Annotated in this window: 14 protein-coding genes; 13 read left to right on the forward strand and 1 reads right to left on the reverse strand. The window is 62.6% G+C overall.

The features are described from left to right. The first annotated feature begins 190 nt into the window (after positions 1–190). The 8 genes from RV1423_RS11485 (at position 191) to RV1423_RS11520 (ending at position 14,151) form a co-directional block, all read left to right on the forward strand. On the forward strand, positions 191–967 hold the full coding sequence (locus RV1423_RS11485) for a MipA/OmpV family protein (RefSeq protein WP_034296658.1): 777 nt from the start codon (positions 191–193) through the stop codon (positions 965–967). A gap of 28 nt (positions 968–995) precedes the next feature. Beyond that, positions 996–1,694, forward strand: coding sequence for a response regulator transcription factor (locus tag RV1423_RS11490; RefSeq protein ID WP_034296659.1), 699 nt, complete (start codon positions 996–998; stop codon positions 1,692–1,694). Continuing rightward, entirely contained in the window at positions 1,691–3,070 is a 1,380-nt protein-coding gene (locus RV1423_RS11495; protein ID WP_081768793.1) for a HAMP domain-containing sensor histidine kinase, read from the forward strand. Before RV1423_RS11490 ends, RV1423_RS11495 begins: the two co-directional genes overlap by 4 nt. A 143-nt stretch (positions 3,071–3,213) precedes the next feature. Beyond that, positions 3,214–4,464: an Hsp70 family protein gene (locus tag RV1423_RS11500; protein ID WP_034296660.1), complete on the forward strand. Its 1,251-nt coding sequence runs from the start codon at positions 3,214–3,216 to the stop codon at positions 4,462–4,464. A 308-nt stretch (positions 4,465–4,772) separates the two neighbouring features. Then, positions 4,773–6,956, forward strand: coding sequence for a CHASE2 domain-containing protein (locus tag RV1423_RS11505; protein ID WP_373419956.1), 2,184 nt, complete (start codon positions 4,773–4,775; stop codon positions 6,954–6,956). A gap of 508 nt (positions 6,957–7,464) precedes the next feature. Then, positions 7,465–9,045, forward strand: a complete 1,581-nt coding sequence (locus RV1423_RS11510) for a ShlB/FhaC/HecB family hemolysin secretion/activation protein (protein ID WP_034296661.1) — start codon at positions 7,465–7,467, stop codon at positions 9,043–9,045. A gap of 1 nt (position 9,046) precedes the next feature. Next, positions 9,047–13,366: an S-layer family protein gene (locus tag RV1423_RS11515; RefSeq protein ID WP_034296663.1), complete on the forward strand. Its 4,320-nt coding sequence runs from the start codon at positions 9,047–9,049 to the stop codon at positions 13,364–13,366. Positions 13,367–13,431: 65 nt separating this feature from the next. Further along, positions 13,432–14,151: a FecR domain-containing protein gene (locus RV1423_RS11520; RefSeq protein WP_231502200.1), complete on the forward strand. Its 720-nt coding sequence runs from the start codon at positions 13,432–13,434 to the stop codon at positions 14,149–14,151. A gap of 30 nt (positions 14,152–14,181) precedes the next feature. On the opposite strand, the gene RV1423_RS11525 is transcribed toward RV1423_RS11520, so the two are convergent. Then, the gene (locus RV1423_RS11525) at positions 14,182–14,955 is read right to left on the reverse strand and encodes a 3',5'-cyclic-nucleotide phosphodiesterase (RefSeq protein ID WP_034296664.1); all 774 of its coding nucleotides are present in this window, start codon (positions 14,953–14,955) and stop codon (positions 14,182–14,184) included. A 564-nt stretch (positions 14,956–15,519) separates the two neighbouring features. Here RV1423_RS11525 and RV1423_RS11530 point away from each other — a divergent pair. From RV1423_RS11530 to RV1423_RS11550, 5 genes are all read left to right on the forward strand, one after another. Then, positions 15,520–17,151 (forward strand): HD family phosphohydrolase, encoded by a 1,632-nt coding sequence (locus tag RV1423_RS11530; RefSeq protein ID WP_155835089.1) that lies wholly within the window; start codon positions 15,520–15,522, stop codon positions 17,149–17,151. 85 nt (positions 17,152–17,236) lie between these two features. Then, the gene (locus tag RV1423_RS11535; protein ID WP_034296666.1) at positions 17,237–18,148 is read left to right on the forward strand and encodes a LysR family transcriptional regulator; all 912 of its coding nucleotides are present in this window, start codon (positions 17,237–17,239) and stop codon (positions 18,146–18,148) included. 232 nt (positions 18,149–18,380) lie between these two features. Continuing rightward, positions 18,381–19,715: an MFS transporter gene (locus tag RV1423_RS11540; protein WP_081768794.1), complete on the forward strand. Its 1,335-nt coding sequence runs from the start codon at positions 18,381–18,383 to the stop codon at positions 19,713–19,715. A gap of 15 nt (positions 19,716–19,730) precedes the next feature. Next, positions 19,731–20,714, forward strand: a complete 984-nt coding sequence (locus tag RV1423_RS11545; RefSeq protein WP_034296667.1) for a M14 family metallopeptidase — start codon at positions 19,731–19,733, stop codon at positions 20,712–20,714. 264 nt (positions 20,715–20,978) lie between these two features. After that, entirely contained in the window at positions 20,979–22,460 is a 1,482-nt protein-coding gene (locus RV1423_RS11550; RefSeq protein WP_051516645.1) for a SulP family inorganic anion transporter, read from the forward strand. Positions 22,461–22,495: the final 35 nt, after the last annotated feature.

Here is a 22,495-nt window from a genome sequence, read left to right on the forward strand (position 1 = left end):
TCGAAACGATCTCATAGTCGGCACAATCGGCGCTGCGTTACCCGATATCGCCCGCAGCGCAGATCCCGGTTCAGGTCTTCTTGCGGGACTTGTTCAAAGATGAGCAGGACGGCGGCGGGTAAGTAAACAGTAAGACAGCCTGGCCGATGATCGTGGCGCACTTTTCTTCAACACGATCCCGGGAGTCTTCATGCAGCGTTATCAGTCAGTTCTTCGCATCATCGTACTTGGCGTTTCCATGGCAGGGGCCGCAGCGGCGCAGGCGCAGGAAACCGGCGACGCCGGTAAAACGCAGGAACCGACCTGGGGACTGGGTATCGGCGTCGGCGTGCAGCGCAGCCCTTATCGCGATTTCGGCAACAAGACCAGGGCGCTGCCGGTGATTTTGTACAATAGCGAACACTTTCGCGTGGCGGGCACGACCGCCGATGTCAAGCTCGGCAGCGTCGGCAGCTTCGATTTCACCTTGCGCGCGAAATATTCGGATGAAGGTTACAAGTCCGGCGACGCCAGCGTGCTCAACGGCATGGATGAGCGCAAGGACGGCTTCTGGCTCGGCGCCAGCGCCGCCTGGCGCACGCCGTTCGCCAGGCTGACGCTGGAATGGCTCAAGGATGCGTCCGGCAACAGCGGCGGCCAGACCGTCAAGCTGGGTGCGGAGCGCGGTTTTACTTCCGGCCGCGTCAAGTTCACGCCGCATCTCGGCGTGGCCTGGATGAACAGCGATTACGTGGATTACTACTATGGCGTCAAGCAGTCCGAAGTCGCCGCGACACGCGCGGCGTACAGCGGAAAATCGACCACCAACGCCAGCCTGGGTCTGCGCACCGACTACAGCCTGACCGCGGCGCAATCGCTGTTCCTGGACCTGAGCGTGACACACTACGGCAGCGCGATCACCGACAGCCCGCTGGTCGATCGTTCGACTTCGCCGTCGCTGCGGCTGGGGTATATCTACAAATTCTGACACGGGGTTTCGACCCTGAAGGCTTGCAATGAATCGCATCGCGCTGCTGGAAGATCATGAACGGATGGCTGCACTGGTCGTGAAGGCGCTGGGTGCGGTGGGCATCGAAGTCGATGTCTACGCCACCATCGCGCATGCCGCCGACGGCTTTGCCCAGATCGCCTACCCGTTGCTGGTGCTGGACCGCAGCCTGCCCGACGGCGACGGTCTGGAACTGGTCAAGCAGTTGCGCGCACGCGGGATCTTGACGCCCTGCCTCATGCTGACCGCGCGCGACGCTTTGCACGACCGCGTCGCCGGGCTGGAAGCCGGCGCCGACGATTACCTGCCGAAGCCGTTCTCGATGGAGGAATTGGTGGCGCGCGTGCGCGCGCTGATGCGGCGGCCGCCGCAGTTGCAAAGCCTGTCGCCCGAGTATGCCGGCATACTCGTCGATCCCGAAGCCGGGCGCATGCATTGCGGCGAGGAATCGGTGTCGCTGGCCGCCGCCGAAATGCAGTTGATGCTGAGTCTGGTCAGGGCCGCCGGCAAGACGGTGCGGCGTTCCGCGCTTGAAGCCGCAGCATGGGGATTGTCCGAACCGGTCACGCCGAACGCGCTGGACGTGGCGCTGCATCGCCTGCGCCGCAAGCTCATGGCCATCGATTCGGCATTGCAGATCGCCAACATCCGCGGCCACGGTTACGCTTTGCAAGACGCCGACGCGGCTGGGCAGATACGCCCATGACCGCGGCAATCGCAAAGCCTGTCCGGCAGACCAGCCTGTCGTATCGTCTGCTGACGACGACGGCGGTCGTGTTGGCGCTGATCAGCGGCATCGTCGTGCTGGCTATCGCCCTGTTGCTGCATTGGGGGCCGGAAGCCCTGATCGAGCGGGAACTCGATGTCAATGCCGAGCGCGTTGTCAAAGGGCTGGGCTACGATGCCGCTGGCATGCCTGACCGGCTGAAGATCGATTACAAAATGCAGGCGGCCTATGACGCGCTGCGTGTCGATATGGTCTATCGCATCCTCGACCAGCGCGGCACGGTGCTGATGTCTTCGGACCATGTCGCGGATGCATATGCTCCCGACGGCTTGTCTTTCAATCCGGCGCGCAGGCGCTTACGTCTGGTGCGCAACGGCGAGGCGCTGCAAGTGCTGACCATGCCGTTCATGCATGGCGAGCGCCGCTTCTATGTGCAAATCATGCGTAGCGAACGCATCCATAAGGTAATGCTTGGCAGCGACAGCGAGAGGGGCCAGAGATTCGCCATCGCGGCCGCCCTGATTGCCATGCTGCTGTTCAGCGTGGTGGTGGTGGCGACGCTGCATCGCACGCTCAAGCCGTTGCGCAAGGCCTCGGCCGCCGCGGCGCAGATCCAGCTCGACAACCTGTCGGCGCGGCTGTCGCTCGATGGCGTGCCGACCGAATTGGCGCCGCTGTTCAACGCTTTCAATCTGGCCTTGCAGCGTCTCGACGACGGCTACCGCGCCCAGCGTGAATTCCTCGCCACCGCCGCGCATGAACTCAAGACGCCGCTGGCCCTGATGCGCGGCCAGATCGAACTGGACCAATCCGGCAACCGCGCCGGCCTGCTCATGGATCTCGATCACATGACGCGTCAGGTGCATCAGTTGCTGCATCTGGCCGAGGTCAGCGAACGGCAGAATTATGCGATGGAAGAGATCGACGCCGGCGATGTCGCGGCGGCGGCAGCGGCGCAACTGGAACGTCTGGCGCAGCGGCTGGAGGTGCGCGTGGTGACTGCCGCACACGATACTTCGGCGGTGGTCGCGGCCGACCGCGGCGCTCTGTTCGTCCTGCTGCGCAACCTGATCGAGAACGCCATTCACCATGCCCCCGCCGGCAGCGCCGTCGACGTCGACGTGAGCCCCATGGGCATTGCCGTCAGGGATGTCGGTCCCGGCATTCCCGAGGACGCCATGCCTTTGCTGTTCCGGCGCTTCTGGCGCGGCCCGCACCGGCGCGACCAGGGTGCCGGACTGGGGCTGTCGATCTGCGAAGAAATCGCGCGGGCGCACGGCTGGACGTTGCGGGCGGAAAACGCCGCGCCCGGCGCGCGCTTCGTCGTGGCGTTCCCGTCCGCGCCCGCCGCATAGGCCGGCAGCGCCGGTATTTGGTTGTTGTAACGCCAATTTTTTCGCATGGTGGGAAAGCGGCCGCAAGGTGTCCGCTTTACTACAGACATGCGGCGTGCTTTTCTATATCATCCGGCCTTTGCAAAAATACGGCAGGGATAAGCATGTCAGACGCTTGCGGCGTGGATTTCGGCACTTCCAATTCCACCATGGGCTGGAGCAGGCAGGGACAACCTTCCTTGCTGGCGCTGGAAGACGGCAAGATGACCTTGCCGTCGGTGGTGTTCTTCAACGCCGACGAAAACGAATTCAGCTACGGCCGCGCCGCCTTGGCGACCTACCTGGCCGGCTACGAGGGCCGCCTGATGCGTTCGCTCAAGAGCCTGCTCGGTTCCGGCATGATCGACGGCCAGACCGAGGTCGGCGGCCGCGCGTTGCCGTTTCGCGCCTTGCTGTCGCAATTCATCGGCGAGTTGAAGCAGCGCGGCGAGCGCGCCGCCGGCCGCGGTTTCGACAGCGTGGTGCTGGGCCGCCCGGTGTACTTCGTCGACGACAACGCCGACGCCGACCGGCTGGCGCAAGACACGCTCGAAGAAATCGCGCGCGCGGTCGGGTTCCGCCATATCGACTTCCAGTACGAACCGATCGCCGCCGCCTTCGATTACGAATCCACCATTGCCCGCGAAGAGCTGGTGCTGATCGCCGACATCGGCGGCGGCACTTCCGACTTTTCGCTGGTGCGCCTGTCCCCTGAGCGTGCAAAAAAGACCGAGCGCCGCGACGATATCCTTGCCAACGGCGGCGTTCACATCGGCGGCACCGACTTCGACAAATACCTCAGCCTGTCCGGCGTCATGCCGCTGCTGGGCCTGGGCGGCAAGCTCAGCAGCAACAGCGAAGTGCCGTCGAGCTATTACTTCAATCTGGCGACCTGGCACACCATCAACGTGATCTACACGCGCAAGTCCTGGCAGCAATTGCAGGATGTCTATCGTGAAGTCGCCGAGCGCGACAAGTTCGCCCGCCTGCTCGACCTGGTCGAACAGCGCGCCGGTCACTGGCTGGCGTTGCAGGTCGAGGCCGCCAAGATCGGTCTGTCGGCGGAAGAATCGATCGCACTGGAACTCGACCGCCTGCGTCCGCCCGACACGGTGCATCTGTCCCGCGCCGATTTCGACGCCAGCATCGATCATCTGGTGGCGTCGGTCGAGCAGACCGTCGGCAAGCTGCTGGTCGATGCCGGCGTCGGCGCCGACGCCATCGATTCGGTATTCTTCACCGGCGGCTCCAGCGGCGTGCCGCTGTTGCGCAAGCGCATCGCCGCACTGGTGCCCAACGCTCGTCAGGTCGAAGGCGACCTGTTCGGCAGCATCGGCTCCGGGCTTGCTTTGGATGCCGTGCGGAAATTTTGCTGATTTTTTCCTGACGCCTCTTCAACGATACTGTCGTCCCGGCGCACGCCGGGACCCAGCGTCGTTTGCCATTGATCGCGCGACCATGCGCGGCGCCGACGCGCGGTACGCCGCTGGGTCCTGACTTTCGTCAGGACGACGGGTTGTTGGTAATACGTTCTCCCACGTAAATTCCATTGTGATCGGCCATGACTGCTGGCATCATCGCAACAAAATATTCTCAGGGGAAAGCTGTGCGTCGTCTCTTCGCAAAACATGGTGCGCGCTGGCTGCTGGCGCTGGTGTTGACGCTGCTGGCAGGCGCCCAGGTGATGGGCATGCTGCCGGCGCTGCTCACGGACCGCATCGACCTGTTCTTCTACGACATGCGCATGCGCATCGCCAAGGTCGAGACCGACCCGCGCATCGTCATCGTCGACATCGATGAGAAGAGCATCGCCGAAATCGGCCGCTGGCCGTGGAGCCGCGACGTCGTCGCCGAGCTCATCGGCAAGATGGCCGACGGCTACGAGGCGCAGACGATCGCTTTCGACGTGCTGTTCGCCGAACCCGACAACAGCTCCGGCTACGCCACCCTGGAAAACCTTGCACAAGGTGAACTGAAGTCGCTGCCGCAGTTCGGCCGGCAATTGCAGGCGCTCAGGCCCAAACTCGATTTCGATGCGCGCATGGCGACGGCCATCCGGGGCCGGCCTGTGGTGATGGGCTACAACCTGTCCAACGAACCGGACGCCATCGCCAAAGGCCGTTTGCCCAGGCCGGTATTCACCACGGCCGATCTGGGCGGCCGCCGTCTTGATGTCACTCACTGGAAAGCCTATGGCGCCAATCTGCCGCAGTTGCAGGACGCGGCCGGCGCCGGCGGCTTTTTCAATCCGCTGCTGGACAGCGACGGCCTGATCCGCAAGGTGCCGTTGATCGCGCAGGTGGGCGACAACTTCTATGAATCGCTGGCGCTGTCGGCCGCGCGCATGGCCCTGGGCGCCAAACGCATGAAACCGATTTTCCTGCAGCAGGATGCGGTGCTGTCGGAGCAGCAGTTGCGCGATTACGGCGCGCTCGAATCGATTGCGCTCGACACCAGGCCGCGTCCGACGTTCATCCCGGTCGAGCGCCACCTGACCACGCTGGTGACCTATCGCGGGCGCGGCGGCGTGCATGGCGGCGCGTTCCGCTACGTATCGGCGGTCGACATCCTCAAGGGCCGCATTCCCAAGAACGACCTGGCCGGCCGCATCCTGCTGGTCGGCACCACCGTGCCGGGCTTGTACGATTTGCGGGCGACGCCGGTCAGTCCGAACTATCCCGGCGTCGAGATCCACGCCAACATCATCGCCTCCATCCTCGACGGCGACTTCAAGCAGCGGCCCGAATTCGCCGTCGGCTTCGACCTCGTGCAGATCGTCGCCATCGGCCTGGTGCTGGGACTGCTGCTGCCCCTGCTCGGTCCCCTATGGGCCATCGTGCTGTCGTCGGCGGCGGCATTCGGCATCGGCGCCTTCAACTTCTGGCTGTACGACAGCGCCGGACTGGTGCTGCCGATGGCGACCGCCTTGCTGCTGATCGCCGCGCTGTTCATCTGCAACCTCGGCTGGGGTTACCTGTTCGAATACCGCAACCGCCGCGCCATCGTCAATCTGTTCGGCGAATACGTCGCGCCGGAACTGGTCGCCGAAATGGCCGCCAACCCGACCCACTACAACATGGAAGGGGAGAGCCGCGAACTGACCGTGATGTTCTCCGACGTGCGCGGCTTCACCACGATTTCCGAAGGCTTGCCTCCGAACGAATTGCGCGAATACATCAACGCCTACCTGACCGCGATGTCGGAAGACATCCGCGGCAATCGCGGCACGCTCGACAAATACATCGGCGATGCCGTGATGGCGTTCTGGGGCGCGCCGGTCGCATTGCCCGATCACGCCGCGCGCGCGGTGGCGACGGCGCTCAAGATGCAGCAGACCGTCGTCACCCTGAATCAGGATTTCCTCAAACGCAACTGGCCGCCGCTGAAGATCGGCATCGGCCTCAATACCGGCGCCATGCGCGTGGGCGACATGGGGTCCAAGATTCGCAGGGCGTACACGGTGATGGGCGATGCGGTCAACCTGTCGTCGCGGCTGGAATCGATCACCAAAGTCTACGGCGTCGGCGTGCTGGTCGGACAGGCCACGCGCGCCGCCGCGCCGCAGTTCGCCTATCGCGAACTGGACAGCGTGCGCGTCAAGGGCAAGAACGAGCCGGTGCCGATTTTCGAACCGCTGGGACTGGAAGCCGAGCTGACGCCGATGCAGCGCGAGCAGCTCGACAAATGGCATGCGGCGCTGGCGCTGGTGCGTCGGCAACAATGGGATCAGGCCGAACAAGCCATCCTTGCTTTGCAGCAAGAACAGCCGCACGGTTTGTACGAACTCTACCTGCAACGCATCGCCTATTTCCGTGCGCATCCTCTGCCTGCGGACTGGGATGGCGTGACCACGTTCGAGACGAAATGATCGGGCACGACGATCACGATCGTCTCATTCCGCACGTTTAATTTCCGAGTGGAAATTTTACCGACGATCCGTTGTAAGTTAAGCCAAAACCGATACCGAAAATCGACGATTTTTGTCGACAGGAAATAGACTCCCTCTCTATACTTCACGGTATGTCGCGCCGTTCAGGGACGGGGGCGCGATATGGTGGTTGTCGGCGGTTGTCGTTGCAATGCCGGGAGCAGCAGGCGCGAAGAAACAGGATGCGCCGGATTCTCGCGCGCGGCGATGATGATTGCCATCGCACAATATTTTCTCCTCCGAATCGTCGTTCGCCACGCAGAAATGCGCGGTCGTTTGCGGAAGATTCGGCGAGTGGAGATACGGGGCTGCCGGCGTGAGCGCACGCCGGCGGAAAGAGGGTAGGGAAGTTCACGATAAATCGAGACGATGGCCGCTTGCTGTGGGCCGCTGTCGTCCTGAACCAAGCAAAAAAATGAAACGACGTTTAATGCAATGTTTACTGGGGATGACATTGACGGTCGCGGCCACGAGCGCGCTGGCTGAAGACGACCATTTCAATATCACGCGCTTCCAGGTGGAAGGCAACACGCTGTTGCCGGCTGACGAAGTCCAGAGCGCGGTGGCGCCGATGATCGGACCCGGTCGCGTCTACGGCGACGTGCAAAAGGCGCTCGAAGCGTTGGAGGCCGCGTACCGCAAGGCCGGTTACAGCGCCGTGCAGGTCTACGTTCCCGAGCAGGAGCTGACCGGCGGCGTGGTGATCATCCGGATCACCGAAACGGTCATCGGCAAGCTCGTCGTCAGCGACAACAGGTACTTCAGCGAGGAGAATATCCGCGCCAGCCTGCCGCAACTGCAAAGCGGCAAGGCGCCCAACCTGAACGCCATTTCCCAGGCGGTGCAACTGAGCAACGACAACCCCGCCAAACAGGTCAACGTGACACTGGGCGTGAGCGACGACGAAGGCAAGATCGATGCCGACGTCAAGGTGGTCGACAACAATCCGCTGCGCGTCTTCATGACGCTCGACAATACCGGCGCGGCGGCGACCGGCAAGTGGCGCACCGGCGCGGCGATCCAGCACGCCAATCTGTTCGGCCGCGACCAGGTGGGTACGCTGGCGTATACGACGTCGCCGGATAAGCCGAGCGGCGTGAATGTCGACCTGTATTCGGTGGGCTACCGCATTCCTCTGTACAGCATTGGCGACAGCATCGATCTCATCTACGGTAAATCGAACGTCTCGACGGGATCGTCGCCGACGCTGGGCGGCGTCCTGGGCTTTACCGGCAAAGGCGACGTCTACGGTGTGCGCTGGAATCATTTCTTCGCCCGCGAAGGCGAAACCAGCACCAAGCTGGTGGTCGGCCTCGACTACAAAAGAATCGGTTCGCAATGCAACTTCAACGGCAGCGCCATCGAAGGCGTCGGCACCTGCGTGCCGTACGACACCATGCCGCTGAGCGTCACCTACAGCGGCCAGCGTCGCGGCGTAATGCAGAATGTCGACTACAACATCGGCATCGCCCGCAACTGGGCCACCGGCCCGACTTATACGGCGGGCGATCGTACCGACCACTATTCCTTCGTTACTCCAGGCGGCCGCAACACCAACGACAACTTCGTCATCCTGCGCGGCGGCGCTTCGATATTCCAAGGATTTGCCAACGACTGGCAAATGCGCGTGGCGGGCACTGCGCAATACGCCAAGGATCCGCTGGTCTCCGCGGAGCAGTTCGGCATGGTCGGCGCCACCGCCGTGCGCGGTTTCACCGAGCGCGCCGTGGCGGCCGACAGCGGTCTGATCGTCAATGCCGAAGTCTATACACCTGAACTCGCCGCCAAAGGAAACCTGCGTCTGCTGGCCTTTTACGACATCGGCCGCGGCTACAACAACAGCGTCGTCAGCGGCAACGGCCTTCCATCGAGCCTGACCGTATCGAGCATCGGCATCGGCGCGCGCTATGCATTGGGACGCGATTTCAATGTGCGGCTGGACGTGGCTCGGGTAGCAAAAGCCGGTACCTCGACCACCGAAAGCCGCGGCGATTTGAACGCGCACCTGAGCGCGACATTGGGGTTCTGACATGGACAATCAACATCAGACGCAAGGCATCGAAGTGCTTCCTCCCTCGTTCACCATGCGCGTCGGCAACCGCCGGCTCACGCTCAGTTGGCGTCCGCGCAAACCGGTGCCGGGTTTGCTGGCCGGGTTGTTGCGCCGCGCATGGCAGGCCATGTTCGGCACCTCGTTGCGCATCACCGTGGCTGCCGCCGCCGTCTGCGCCGCGTGGAACGCGCCGGCGCTGGCCGCCGCGCCGCCAGGCAATGCGCTGCCCGCCGGCTGGAACGTCGCCGCCGGCAGCGCGACCTTCGCGCAAAACGGCAATACGCTCACCATCAACCAGAGCACCAACAAGGCGATCGTCAACTTCAACAGTTTCAGCATCGGCGCCAACGCCGTGGTGGACATCAGCCAGCCGAGCGCAGCCGCGGCCTTCCTGGCGCGCGTGACCGGTTCCGATCCGTCGCTGATCTACGGCATGCTGAAGTCGAACGGCAGCGTCGCGCTGATCAACCAGAACGGCATCCTGGTCGGACCGACCGGCGTGGTCGATGTGGCGCGCTTCATCGCCAGTACGCTCAATATCAGCGATAGCGATTTCCTGGCCGGCCGCCTGAACTTCACCAACGGCGGCAATGCCGGCAATGTCGAGAACCAGGGCGCGATCAAGAGCGCGACAGGCGGCAGCGTCTACCTGATCGGCGTCAATGTCGACAACAGCGGCATCATCAGCAGCGCCAACGGCGAGATCCTGCTCGCTGCCGGCCAGACCGTGCAACTGCTCGATACCGCCACGCCGGGCGTGTCGGTGAATGTCACCGGCACGGCGGGCAAGGTCACCAATATCGGCACCATCAGCGCCGAAGCCGGACGCATCGGCATCGCCGCCGGCCTGATCAGCAACAGCGGCAACATCAACGCCAGCAGCGTGGTCAGCGAAGGCGGCCGCATCTTCCTGCGCGCTTCGCAGAATCTGACGACCTCGGCGACATCGAAGATCGCCGCGGACGGCGCCAAGGGCGGCAGCGTCGTGCTGTATTCGGACGGCGCCGCGTACATCGACGGCGACGTCTCGGCGCAGGGCGCGCCCGGCAAGGGCGGCTATGTCGAGACCTCCGGCAAGCAGACGCTCGACGTGGTCAAGGTGCCGACCGTGGGCAGCGGCGGCGAATGGTATATCGATCCTTACGACCTGGAAGTGATTGCCGGCGACAGCAACAATGTGTCGGGCAGCAACGCCATCAGTTCTTCCGGCGCCAGCTCCAAGATCAAGGCTTCCACCATCGTCGGCCTGCTTGACGCCGGCACGGACGTGACATTGACGACCGGCAGCGGCGGCGCCGATGCGGGCAACATCACGGTCAGCGCCGACATCGCCAAGATCGGCGCGGTCAACTCCAACCTGACGCTGAACGCCTACAACAATATTTCCATCAACGCCAACATCACCAGCAGCGGCAGCGCGTTGAACCTCAGTCTGAACAGCGATTATCAGGGCGACTCCGGCAGCGCGCACGACGCGACGCTGACCAACGCCAACATTTCGCTCAACGGCGGCATATTGAATGTCACCAACGGCAATACCTCGGCCAATTCAAACAATGGCGGCCTGAACATCGGCAGTAATTCCCGCGTGCTGATCACCGGCGGTTCCGCGCAGTTGAATGCGGGCGCGGTGACCGTCGGCAACACCGGTTCGCTGGTCATCACCGGCGGCAACACCACGATCGATTCGTTCACCAACAACGGCAATTCCAGCGTCAGCGGCGGCAATATCACTGTCGCGTATAGCCTCACCAACAACAACCTGCTCAACCTCAGCGGCAGCGGTTCTGTCGACATCGGCGGCAGGGAGGGCACCATCACGAACGCCAATACCGGCACGTTGAATATCGATGCCACCTCGCTGACGTTCGCGCGCGCGAACAGCCTGACGAACGACGGCACGTTCAATCTCAAGGGCGGGTCGCTCAAATTCAGCAGCGGCCACATTGCCGGGCTGGTCAATATCGCCAGCGGGGCGACCCTGAACCTGGATTACCTGAGCATCGGCAGTGCAACCTTCACCGGCACCGGCAACATGGTCTGGACCGGCAACGTCAGCCTCGACTCGACACTCACGCTCGCGGCGGGCGGACCGAGCCTGACCATGGATGGCGGCAACAACACGCAGTTCGTCCTCGCCAGCACGGATATCCAGGCGCCGGCGACATTGAACACCAACGGCGCCGTCACCGCGCGAGGCGACGTTTCGCTCGACCCCGGTGTGACATGGAACAATGGCGGAACGCTCAACGTGGTGACCGGCAACGGCGAAGCCAATCGTCTGACGGTCGGCGGCGACGGTTTCCTCAACAATCTGGGCGGCGCCACGATCAACATGAGCGGCCCCACCGGCATCGTGGCCACCTCGGGCAGTTTCGTCAACAACGCCAATGCAACGCTCAACCTGGGAACGTGTTCCACGCTGTCGGTCGGTTCGTTCACCAATAACGGCACGATGAACCTGGCTGCCAATTCGACGATCAACTCAGGCGAGTTTTCCTTCGTGAACAACGGCACCATCACCGGCTCGGGCAAGTTCACGGCAGGGCAGGGCTTCACGAACAACGGCGTCGTTGCGCCGGGCGGCGCGGGCACGGTCGGCACCCTGCGTATCGAGGGGACCTACAACCAATCGTCGCAAGGCGAATTGAAAATCGACGTGGCTGGCGACTATAGCTACGACCGTCTGGAAGTAACCGCCAAATCCTATCTCGGCGGCACCTTGCGCACGAATCTGCTGGGCGGTTACGTGCCGACGCTGGGAACCACCTTCCAGGTCATTACCGGCAGCAGTTTCGCCGCCGACGGTTTCTTCCGCACCGTAACCGGCAGCATCGTCGGCAGCGGCGACAACAGACAGATGCTGAAGGCCAGATACGACGCGGTGGAAGTGCCGTTGCAACTGGAGATGAAGGGCAGCGAAAACGTCCACTTCGTCGGCAACGCCGACCATACGCAATGGGATTCCAATACCAACTGGTCCACCAATGCATTGCCGACCGAGATCGACCACGTCTACCTCGACAACGGCCTCACGGTTGTGCATGCGAACGGTACCGACCTTGTCGACAAGCTATCCGTCACCTCGGGTTCCGGGCTGAGCGTGAGCGGCGGCCAGCTTGACGTCAATACGCTGGATTCGGCCGGCACGATCACGATCGGCAGCGGCACGCTGGCGCTTAGCGGCGCTGCGCGCATCAGGTCCCTCGTGATGGATTCCGGCACGGTGACCGGTACCGCCGGTTCGGTGCTGAACGTGACCGACAATTTCTCGCAAGGCGAAGGCATCATCCAATCCAGCGGCGACGTGTCGCTGAGCCAAGCGAGCGGCGACCTGGTCGTCGGCAACATCAGCGCACGCAACCTGGTGCTTGAATCGCAGGCTCAGGCGATCCGCCAACAAGGTCCTGGCCTGCACGTCACCAAACAACTGATCGCCTCGTCGGCGACCGGCACCACGCTCGACAACACCGCCAACCGCATCGCCGCTTTTGCTGCCAACAACCGCGGCACAGGCGACATCGTGCTGGTCAATCATCTGGAGCGTGCGGACGCGTCCGTCGTGACGCTGAACGGCATCACCAACAGCGGCGGCAATATCAGCGTCAACAACACGGGCGGCTTGGCGACCGCAGCGCTGGGCAGCAACGCCGACTTCCTCGGCAACCTGCCGACCGAATCGGGCACACCGAATACGGCGGCGTCGCAACTCGCCACGCTGGGCGTGACTTCCAGCGGCATCGTCAAGTCGAGCACGGGCACGGTGTCGCTGATCACGCATAGCCCGCTGACCATCGGCAGCGGCGGCGTCAACGCTGCCGGCAATATCGTGCTGACCGCCGGCAATACCGGCTCCAACACCGACAATCTGATTGTCAACGGCCTGGTTACTTCGGCCGGCGGCAACATCACGCTGTTCGCCGGCAACAACCTGTCCGTCAACGCCAACATTTCGACCTCGCCGCCAGGCCAGGCGATTTTCAGTGTAGCCAATGGCGTGATCAGTTACTCGCCGGGGGTCAGCATCACTGACGTCAACGGGACGAAGATACCTGTCGCGGTCGCCGTCAACACGCTCATTGCGCCGGTTGTGGCGCCGTCGATCAACCAGATCGTGACCAGCACGCTCAATCCGCAGGTGGTGAACGTCAATACCGTTCCTCCTGTGTTCGCCAGCGGCAACGCCCCTGTGGCGACGCCGGTAAGCACCCAGACCATCGGCGGCACCAGCGGAAACTTTGGCGGCGAAGACGATAAGACCCCGGTCAAGAACAAGCCATTGCCGGTGTGCACCTGATGTCGCGAGGAATCGAGAAAATGGAACACGCCATCCACATGGGATATCGCTGTATGAATCAAACGATGAGAAAAAATTGGCGCCTGCTTGCGCTGATGTTGTTGCTGGGATGGGGAAGCCTGGCATATGCGCAGGTCGTCGGCACCGTGACGAATCTGTCCGGCGTGCTGACGGCGCGGCATCCCGACGGCAGCGTGCGCGTGATGGGATCGAAGTCGGAAGTGTTGCAGGGCGATACGCTGATCACCCAGGCCAACACCTATGCGCGCGTCAAGTTCATGGACGACGGCGAGATCGTGCTGCGGCCCGCTTCCGAGCTGGTGGTGAAGAGCTATCTCTACGATGCTGAAAAACCGGAAAAGAACAACGTTGCGATGGGCCTGGTCAAGGGCGGGCTGCGCGCCGTCACCGGCCTGATCGGCAAGCGCAACCACGATGCCGTCAGCTTCGATACGCCGACGGCGACCATCGGCATACGCGGCACTCACTTCGGCGCCTTGTTCTGCCAGAACGACTGCGGCGGCGTGCCGACGCCGAGCGGAGCGATGCCGGCCAACGGTTTGTACGTCGATGTCGCGCAGGGGGCAGTGGTACTCACGAACAACGGCGGCCAGCAGGTCTTCCAGGCCGGCCAGTTCGGCTATGTCGCCAACTTGAACACGCCGCCGGTTATTGTGCCACCGACGCAGGGCGTCCCGGTGACCATGCCGCAATCGATCAGCAGGAATTCACCCAACCCGCAGTCGATCGGCAGCGCCAGGGTCAACGCCTGCATGGTGCAATGAGGCGCGCGCGAAATCGTAGTACGGAAAAGATCAAAACTCGAACACCGACTCCGCCGTCAGCATCCTGATGTTGCGGTCGCCGACGCCTTGCCGCAGTTCGCGCTCGATCTGCCCGAACAGGCCGGGTTTGGCGTGGGTGACGAAGATGTCGGGGGCGGATTTCAGCTTGACCAGTTCTTCCAGCAGCAGGCTGGGGCAGAAATGTTTGGACAAGATCGCCAGTTCGCGTTCGCTGTCGGGAAAGGCGGCTTCGATGATCAGGTAGCGCAGGTCGGCAATGGCGTTGACCATTTCCCACAGCGGGTCGCAGGAGGTGGTGTCGCCGCTGAAGACCAGACTGGCGTTGCTGCGCAGGTCTTGCAACTGGTAGCCGACGGCGGGTACGGTATGGTTGGCCGGCAACGCGGTGATGCTGCGTTCGTCGATCACCAGCGACTTGCCGACTTCGATGGTGTTGAAGCGCAGGAACGGGTTTTCCGGTGAAGGAATTTCGCTGAAGTCAGGCCAGATCTGCCAGTTGAAAATGTGCTTGCGGATGATGTCTTGCGTCGCTTGCGTGGCGTGCATGGTCAGCGGCGTGTTGCGCATGTCGCCGACGCTGTCGAGCATGAAGGGCAGGCAGGTAATGTGGTCCAGATGCGCATGCGTGATGAAGACATGGTCGATCGCGGCCAGCGCCGGCAGCGGCAGATCGTTGACGCCGGTGCCGGCGTCGATGAGGATGTCGTGGTCCACCAGCAGCGAGGTCGTGCGAAGGGCATTGCCGCCTATGCCGCCGCTGCAGCCGAGAATTTCTACGCGCATTGTATGGACTGGATGGTGATGATTGTTGTGACCGGAAATATATCCGAGCGGAAATTTTTCGCGGTCCCCCGTAATTGGTGTGTCTTGTTTTTGTGCATGAAAATTGCCGCCTGGAAGCAGAATGTGGCAATTTATGCAACATCGTTCGATGGTAAGTTATCCGTCGATCTAAATCAATAAAAAGCGGCCCGGACGCGCGGCGCATGCAAGGAAAAATGACATAAATCAAAGAGACGGCGCAGGGCGAAAAATCGATTTGCCGTACGTCATTGTCATGGAGAGAAAGAGTGTGGCGCGTGCCGCCTGCAATGCACGTCCAGATCGATGGTCAATCTCACTTCGCGGACCGGCGCGCAATGCGCCGGGGCGTATCCGGCAGGTCGCCTTGCCGTGCTGTCGCGTGACGGTAACAAACGGGCAAAAGACGTTCTGCTCGACATTTCGTTGTCAGCATTGAAGCGTATCTTTTCAGGATCGCAAGCAAAAGCATTCGCGCCGCGCCATGTATGCGTGCATACGTACATGCGGCGCGGACCAGCCATTTCCATTGAGCCGACGAACAACATGAAAAACCTGCATCTCGATATCGCCCACCGCCTGGAAAAACTGACCGAGCTCAGCGTGGAGCTGAGCACCAATCGCAATATTCCCCTGTTGCTCGAACGCATCCTGCAGACCGCGCGCAGCATCACGCTGGCCGACGGCGGCACGCTCTATCGCACGGTGGAAGAGGAAGACAGCCTGGCGTTTTACATCTCGATCAACGATACGCTGGGCATGCACCAGGGCGGCAGCAGCGAACAGAAGGTCAGCATCCCGAACATCCGCCTGACCAATGCCGACGGCACCAAAAACCTCAGCGCGGTGGCGGCCTATGCCGCCAACACGCGCAAGTCGGTGAACATTCCAGACGTCTACCAGGCCGAGGGATTCAACTTCTCCGGCATGCGCATGTTCGATGAGAAGTTCGGCTATCACTCGGAGTCTTTCCTCACGGTGCCGATGCAGGATCATGAAGGCGAACTGCTCGGCGTGTTGCAACTGGTCAACGCGATCAATCCCGAGACCGGCAAGCCGCATCCGTTCTCCGAAACCGATCAATATTTCATCGAGGCGCTGGCGTCGCAGGCGGCCATCGCCATCACCAACCAGCAATTGATCTATCGCCTGGAAAACCTGTTCGAGCATTTCATCAGGCTCATCAATATGGGCATCGATGAAAAGTCGCCGCATACCGGCCGTCACTGCGAACACGTGCCCGAACTCGCGATGATGCTGGCGGAAGCGACGCATGCAACGACGGAAGGCCCAATGGCGGCATTCCAGATGAGCGAGCGCGACCGCCGCGAGTTGTGGGTCGCGGGCCTGCTGCACGATTGCGGCAAGATCACCACGCCCGATCATGTGGTGGAGAAGTCCACCAAGCTGCAAACCATTTACGATCGTATCGGCCTGATCGACACGCGTTTCGAAGTGCTCAAGCGCGATGCCGAAATCGCTGTCCTCAAAAAGAAGCTGGCGCTGGGTGCAACGCCCGATGCCGCCAAGAGTGAAGCGCTGGACCGCGAATTGGAGGAGCAGTGCGCGCAGCTCGACGCCGACCGCGACTTCCTGCGCAAGGCCAACATCGGCAGCGAAGGCATGAAGCCGGAAGACCAGCAGCGCGTGACCAGCATCGCCGCGCGCCAATGGCGCGCTCCGGACGGCCGCGAGAGTTCCGCCCTGACAGAGGATGAAATCACCAATCTGCGCATCCGCGCCGGCACGCTCAACGATGCCGAACGCCAGGTGATCAACAACCACATCGTCGTCACCATCAAGATGCTGGAGTCGCTGCCGTGGCCGAAGCAACTGCGCAACGTCACCGAGTATGCCGGCGGCCACCACGAGCGCATGGACGGCAAGGGTTATCCGAGGGGATTGACGCGCGACCAGATGTCGCTGCAGGCGCGCATGATGGCGATCGCCGACATCTTCGAGGCGCTGACCGCCGCCGACCGTCCCTACAAGAAGGGCAACACGCTCAGCGAAGCGCTGGAAATCCTCGGCGGCTTCCGCATGCGCGATCATATCGACCCCGACCTGTTCGACGTCTTCGTGCGCAGCAGAGTCTATCAGAAGTACGCCGACCGTTTCATGAACCCGAGCCAGATCGATGCCGTCGATCACAGCAAGATTCCGGGCTTCGTGCCCTGAGTCCTTTGCGCCATGGCATGACATCTGCTCTCGGACGGACTGGTAACATGGTCCATGCGGATAAAGACGGAAGAGGAGCGGCAAGGTGCATCTGATTTGGCTGGAAGATTTCATCGAGCTGGCGCGCACGCGCAGTTTTTCGCGTGCGGCCGAGAACCGCTTTGTGACGCATCCGGCCTTCGGCCGGCGCATCAAGGCGCTGGAACAGTGGGTCGGCGCCGAACTCGTCGTGCGTTCGCACCCGGTGTCGCTGACGCCTGCAGGCCAGTTGTTCCTGGACGCGGCTTCCCATTCGGTGGATGTGTTGCATGCGGCCAGGGCGCAGTTGCAGGACAATGCCGGTCCCCGTGAACAAGTCTTGCGCGTGGCCACCGGCCGCACGCTGGCGCGGACGTTTTTGCCCGACTGGTATGAGAGCATCAATCGGCGTTTCGGGCCTTTCCCGGTATCCGTCAGCACCGGCGGCGCGCAGGACGTGATCATGCGGCTGGCCGCCGGCGAGGCCGATTTGCTGCTGATCTATTCGAGCCCGACCACGCGTCTGCTGATCGATCCCCTGCGCTACGAATCGTTGACGCTGGCGCGCGAAGTCCTGTTGCCGGTCAGCGCCGCCGATAAAAAAGGCCGGCCGAAATTCAAGCTGTCGACCCTTGCCGGCGCCGCGGCGGCGACGCCGTGGCTGGGCTTTTCGCAATCGCTGACCTTGCGCGGCGTATTGGCCAAGCATCTGGCGGGGCTGTCGCGCAAGCCTGCGTTGCACATGGTCTACGAGGCCGACTCCTATGAGGCGATCCTGGAAATGGCGCGGCGCGGGACCGGCGTCGCATGGCTGCCGCAGCGCCTGCTGCAAGAGGATATTGCCGCGCGCCGCTTGCTGGTGATCGGCGACGCCGGGATGCGCGTGAACTTCGATATCTCGCTGTATCGCATGCGCGGCAACGGCAATCCTCTGGTCACCGCCATCTGGGACGGCGTGGTGTCGGACGCCGTCGACTGAGCAGATTCCGCAGCCCGCGCAGCGGCGCTGAAAAAAGCACGAAGCTGTGCCGAAACGGCAATAAGCGAAAAATCGCGCTTACTATACTCCCCCTCTCAACAAGTCTCCGGAATGCCTTCCGTCATGCCGATGCGCACCGCAACCAGTGTGCCCCGGCCACGGCAACGATGGTTCCGGACATCAATACAATAACCGGCCTGCAGCGCCGGAACGAGAGAATGGGAGTCGCCGCATGTCAGTCGAACCGGAATCGCAACACATACAACATCCCGCCGTACAACGCCACGCGCAGGCAGTCAGGCGCAAGAGTCCCTGGAAAGAGATTTGCGCCGCCAGCATCGGCAACGCGCTGGAATTCTACGACCTGCTGATCTACGGCTACTTTGCGGTGGTGATCGGCAAGCTGTTTTTCCCGACTCAGGACGAAACGACTTCGCTGCTGCTGAGCGTCGGCACCTTCGGCATCTCGTTCGTGATCCGTCCGCTGGGCGCCATCGTGCTCGGTTCCTACGCCGACCGCGCCGGCCGCAAGGCGTCGCTGACGGCGTCGATTCTGATCATGATGGTCGGCACCGCGATGATCGCGTTCGCGCCGACGTACGCGCAGATCGGCATCGCTTCGCCGCTGATCATCATCGTTGCGCGTCTGCTGCAGGGCTTTTCGACCGGCGGCGAATTCGGCGCGGCGACCGCTTTCATGGTGGAGCATGCCGACGCCAAGCGGCGCGGCTTCTTCGCCAGTTGGCAGTTGTCGACGCAAGGTCTGGCGACGGTGCTGGCTGCCGGCGTGAGCGCGCTGCTGAGCTTTAATCTGAGCGAGGCGCAACTCAACGACTGGGGCTGGCGCATCGCATTCTGCTTCGGCCTGCTGGTGGGGCCGGTGGGCATCTATATCCGCAGGCAGATCGACGAAACGCCGGAGTTCAAGCAAATCGCCCGCTCCACAGCGGAAAAATCGCCGCTGGCGACCGTGTTGGTGCGCGACCGCGTGAAGCTCTTGCTCGGCATCGGCGTGGTGGCCGGTGCGACCGCCTTCAACTACGTGCACAAACTGTACATGCCGACCTATGCGCTCAAGCAATTGCATATCCCGGCGACGTCGTCCTTCATTGGTGCATTGATCACCGGACTGGTGCTGATGCTGACTGCGCCGGTATTCGGCACCTTGTCGGATCGCTACGGCCGTTTCCGCGTGCTGACGATCGCCATGCTGGCCATCGGCCTGACTTCCTACCCCTTGTTCATGCTGCTGAACACCTGGCCGAACGTGACCACGCTGATTCTGGTGCAAGGCATTGTGGGCGTGCTGATCGCGGCCTGTCTGGGGCCGATCCCGGCGATGTTGTCGGATATTTTCCCGACGCAGACGCGCGGCACGGGTCTTGCACTGAGTTATAACTTCTCGGTCACGCTGTTCGGCGGTTTCTCGCCGCTGATCGTAACCTGGATGATCGCGGCCACGGAGAACAAGATGGCGCCGAGCTTCTATGTCATGGCCACCGCGCTGATCAGCCTTGTCGCGGTCGTCGCGCTGGGGCGCAGGATGGGCCGCAACCAACAACCTTAAGCTGGAGTCTTTTGCATGAAAACCCTGGAACAAGTACGCGCACAATTGAAACACTATCCGGTCGAGGTGGCGTTTCCCGACATCGACAAATGGCGCGACGGCAACACCGGCGTCGACTACGTACACAGCATCGACAGCGGCGTCGCCGGACCGCACGTAATGATCCTGGCGCTGATGCACGGCAATGAAGTCAGCGGCGCCATCACCGTCGAGCGCCTGCTGCAGGCCGGTTTGCGTCCCCGGAAAGGGCGCGTCACGCTGGGCTTCGCCAACGTCGAGGCATATCGCCGTTTCGATGCGCGCGATCCCGACGCCAACCGTTTTGTCGATGAAGACATGAACCGCGTCTGGTCGCCGTCCCGGCTCGACGGCGCCGAGGACAGCGTCGAACTGCGCCGCGCGCGCCAGTTGCGTCCCGTCATCGACACGGTCGATTACATGCTCGACCTGCATTCCATGCATGAAGAGGCGCCGCCGCTGATCGTCAGCGGCCCGCTGGAAAAAGGCATCCAGTTCGCTGCCGACGTCGGCGCGCCGGGACATGTGATCATCGACGTCGGCCATCCCAACGGCAAGCGCATGCGCGACTATGCCGGTTTCGGCGATCCGGCCAGCGCAAAGAATGCCCTGCTGATCGAGACCGGCCAGCATTTCTCCGCACGCAGCAAGGATGTGGCGATGGATTCGGCATGCCGTTTCATGATCGCCACCGGCGTCATGCCGGAAAGCGACCTGCGCGCCCTGATGCTGCCGGGCGATCCGCCGACGCAGCAATTCTTCCGCGTCACCGAACCGGTGGTGGCGACTTCTTACGATTTTGAATTCGCCGACGACTACCGCGGCATGGAAATCATCGCCAAAGCCGGCACCGTCATCGCCCGCGAAGGCGAGCGCGAGTTCGTCACGCCTTACGACAACTGCGTCATCGTCATGCCGTCGCTGCGCCAGCTCGGTCCTGGTGTGACGGTGGTGCGACTGGGGTATGTCGTCGCGCGCTGAGCGCCATCGGGAAAGGTCGCCGTCGATACGGTAAAATGCCGGGCGGGCGGATTTCTCTGCCTGTCTTCGGCGCAGGCCTTTCCTGCCTGACAATGCAATATTCCCACGACTTCCCCGCTTTTTTGCGACGCCTTCTTTCCTGACGCGTTCATTCACAGTTTGTCGTCGATCGGCACTGCGCCGGCGCAGGTGTGGATATTGCATGCGCCGTTGCCGCCGCTGCCGACGTCTGTCGCTGCGGCTTCAGACTACGGACGGCAATCGATGAAACTGAATTCCCTGCGCGACGCGTGGTTCGCGGACGCGCAAAAAAATATCCTGGCGGGCCTGACCTCATCGTTCGCGCTGGTGCCGGAGTGCATCGCCTTCGCCCTGGTGGCGCAGCTTAATCCGCTGATGGGTTTGTACGGCGCCTTCATCATCTGCACCGTCACCGCCTTGTTCGGCGGCCGGCCCGGCATGATTTCCGGCGCGGCCGGATCGATGGCGGTGGTGATCGTGGCGCTGGTGGTGCAACACGGCGCGCAATATTTCCTGCTCACGGTGATTCTGAGCGGACTCCTGATGTTGCTGTTCGGGGCGCTGCGGCTGGGCAAGCTGGTCCGCATGGTGCCGCATCCGGTGATGCTGGGTTTCGTCAACGGACTGGCGATCGTCATCGCCATGGCGCAACTTGAGCATTTCAAACAGGCCACGCCGACGGGCGCGCATTGGCTGCAGGGAACGCCGTTGCTGATCATGGGGGCGCTGGTGGGCGTGACCATGCTGATCGTCTATCTGCTGCCGCGCGTGACGAAAGCGATACCGCCGGCGCTGGCGGCCATCGTCGGCGTCGGCATCGCCAGCCAGTTGCTGCATCTGCCCACGCGCACGCTGGGCGACATGGCGCATATCGCCGGCAACCTGCCGATTTTCCATTTCCCCGACGTCCCGCTGACCATGGAAACCTTGCGCATCGTCGCGCCCTACGCCGTGCTGATGGCTGTCGTGGGTTTGCTGGAGACGCTGTTGACCTTCAACCTCACCGATGACATTACCGGGACGCGCGGCCAGCCCAATCGCGAATGCCTGGCGCTGGGCGCCGCCAACCTCGTGTCCGGCCTGTTCGGCGGCATGGGCGGTTGCGCCATGATCGGCCAGACCATGATCAATCTCGGTTCGGGAGGGCGCTCGCGGCTGTCGGGCGCGGTCAGCGGCGCAATGATCCTGCTGTTCATTCTGTTCCTGTCGCCGCTGATCGAGCGCATTCCACTGGCGGCGCTGGTGGGCGTGATGTTCGTGGTGGCGCAGCAGACCTTTGCCTGGGGATCGCTGCGCGTGCTGGGCAAGGTGCCGCGCAACGATGCGCTGATGATCGTGGCGGTCACGGTGATTACCGTGTTCACCGATCTCGCGGTGGCGGTGTTGTGCGGCATCGTGATCGCCGCCCTGAATTTCGCCTGGCAGCATGCACGCGAGATTCGCGCCGATGTCGAGGCATCAGCGAACGGCGAAAAAACCTACGTTCCGCACGGCACCCTGTTTTTCGCTTCGGCCGCGCATTTCCAGGAATTGTTCGACCCGGCGCAGGACCCGCGTCGCATCGTCGTCGATTGCCGCCACCTGCACGTGGCCGACCATTCCGCGATCGCGGCGCTGGAAGCCTTGACGGAGCGCTACGCCAAGGCCGGCAAGCAATTGCAGTTGCTCCATTTGTCGAGTCGCTGCCGGCGCATGTTGCAACGCGCGGGCATGGCGTTCGAATGAAAAAACGGCTCGCGCCGCTCGGTCCGTTCAGTGAA

It is taken from the genome of Herbaspirillum sp. RV1423, from assembly GCF_000577615.1.
Classification (GTDB): domain Bacteria; phylum Pseudomonadota; class Gammaproteobacteria; order Burkholderiales; family Burkholderiaceae_D; genus Herbaspirillum.

Excerpts from the sequence above, each read along its gene's own strand:
- RV1423_RS11510 (WP_034296661.1), top strand. The coding sequence starts at position 7,465 with ATGACATTGACGGTCGCGGCCACGAGCGCGCTGGCTGAAGACGACCAT.
- RV1423_RS11550 (WP_051516645.1), top strand. The coding sequence starts at position 20,979 with ATGAAACTGAATTCCCTGCGCGACGCGTGGTTCGCGGACGCGCAAAAA.
- RV1423_RS11495 (WP_081768793.1), top strand. The coding sequence starts at position 1,691 with ATGACCGCGGCAATCGCAAAGCCTGTCCGGCAGACCAGCCTGTCGTAT.
- RV1423_RS11485 (WP_034296658.1), top strand. The coding sequence starts at position 191 with ATGCAGCGTTATCAGTCAGTTCTTCGCATCATCGTACTTGGCGTTTCC.
- RV1423_RS11520 (WP_231502200.1), top strand. The coding sequence starts at position 13,432 with ATGAGAAAAAATTGGCGCCTGCTTGCGCTGATGTTGTTGCTGGGATGG.
- RV1423_RS11525 (WP_034296664.1), bottom strand. The coding sequence starts at position 14,955 with ATGCGCGTAGAAATTCTCGGCTGCAGCGGCGGCATAGGCGGCAATGCC.
- RV1423_RS11500 (WP_034296660.1), top strand. The coding sequence starts at position 3,214 with ATGTCAGACGCTTGCGGCGTGGATTTCGGCACTTCCAATTCCACCATG.
- RV1423_RS11505 (WP_373419956.1), top strand. The coding sequence starts at position 4,773 with ATGGGCATGCTGCCGGCGCTGCTCACGGACCGCATCGACCTGTTCTTC.
- RV1423_RS11490 (WP_034296659.1), top strand. The coding sequence starts at position 996 with ATGAATCGCATCGCGCTGCTGGAAGATCATGAACGGATGGCTGCACTG.
- RV1423_RS11540 (WP_081768794.1), top strand. The coding sequence starts at position 18,381 with ATGTCAGTCGAACCGGAATCGCAACACATACAACATCCCGCCGTACAA.
- RV1423_RS11545 (WP_034296667.1), top strand. The coding sequence starts at position 19,731 with ATGAAAACCCTGGAACAAGTACGCGCACAATTGAAACACTATCCGGTC.
- RV1423_RS11530 (WP_155835089.1), top strand. The coding sequence starts at position 15,520 with ATGAAAAACCTGCATCTCGATATCGCCCACCGCCTGGAAAAACTGACC.
- RV1423_RS11515 (WP_034296663.1), top strand. The coding sequence starts at position 9,047 with ATGGACAATCAACATCAGACGCAAGGCATCGAAGTGCTTCCTCCCTCG.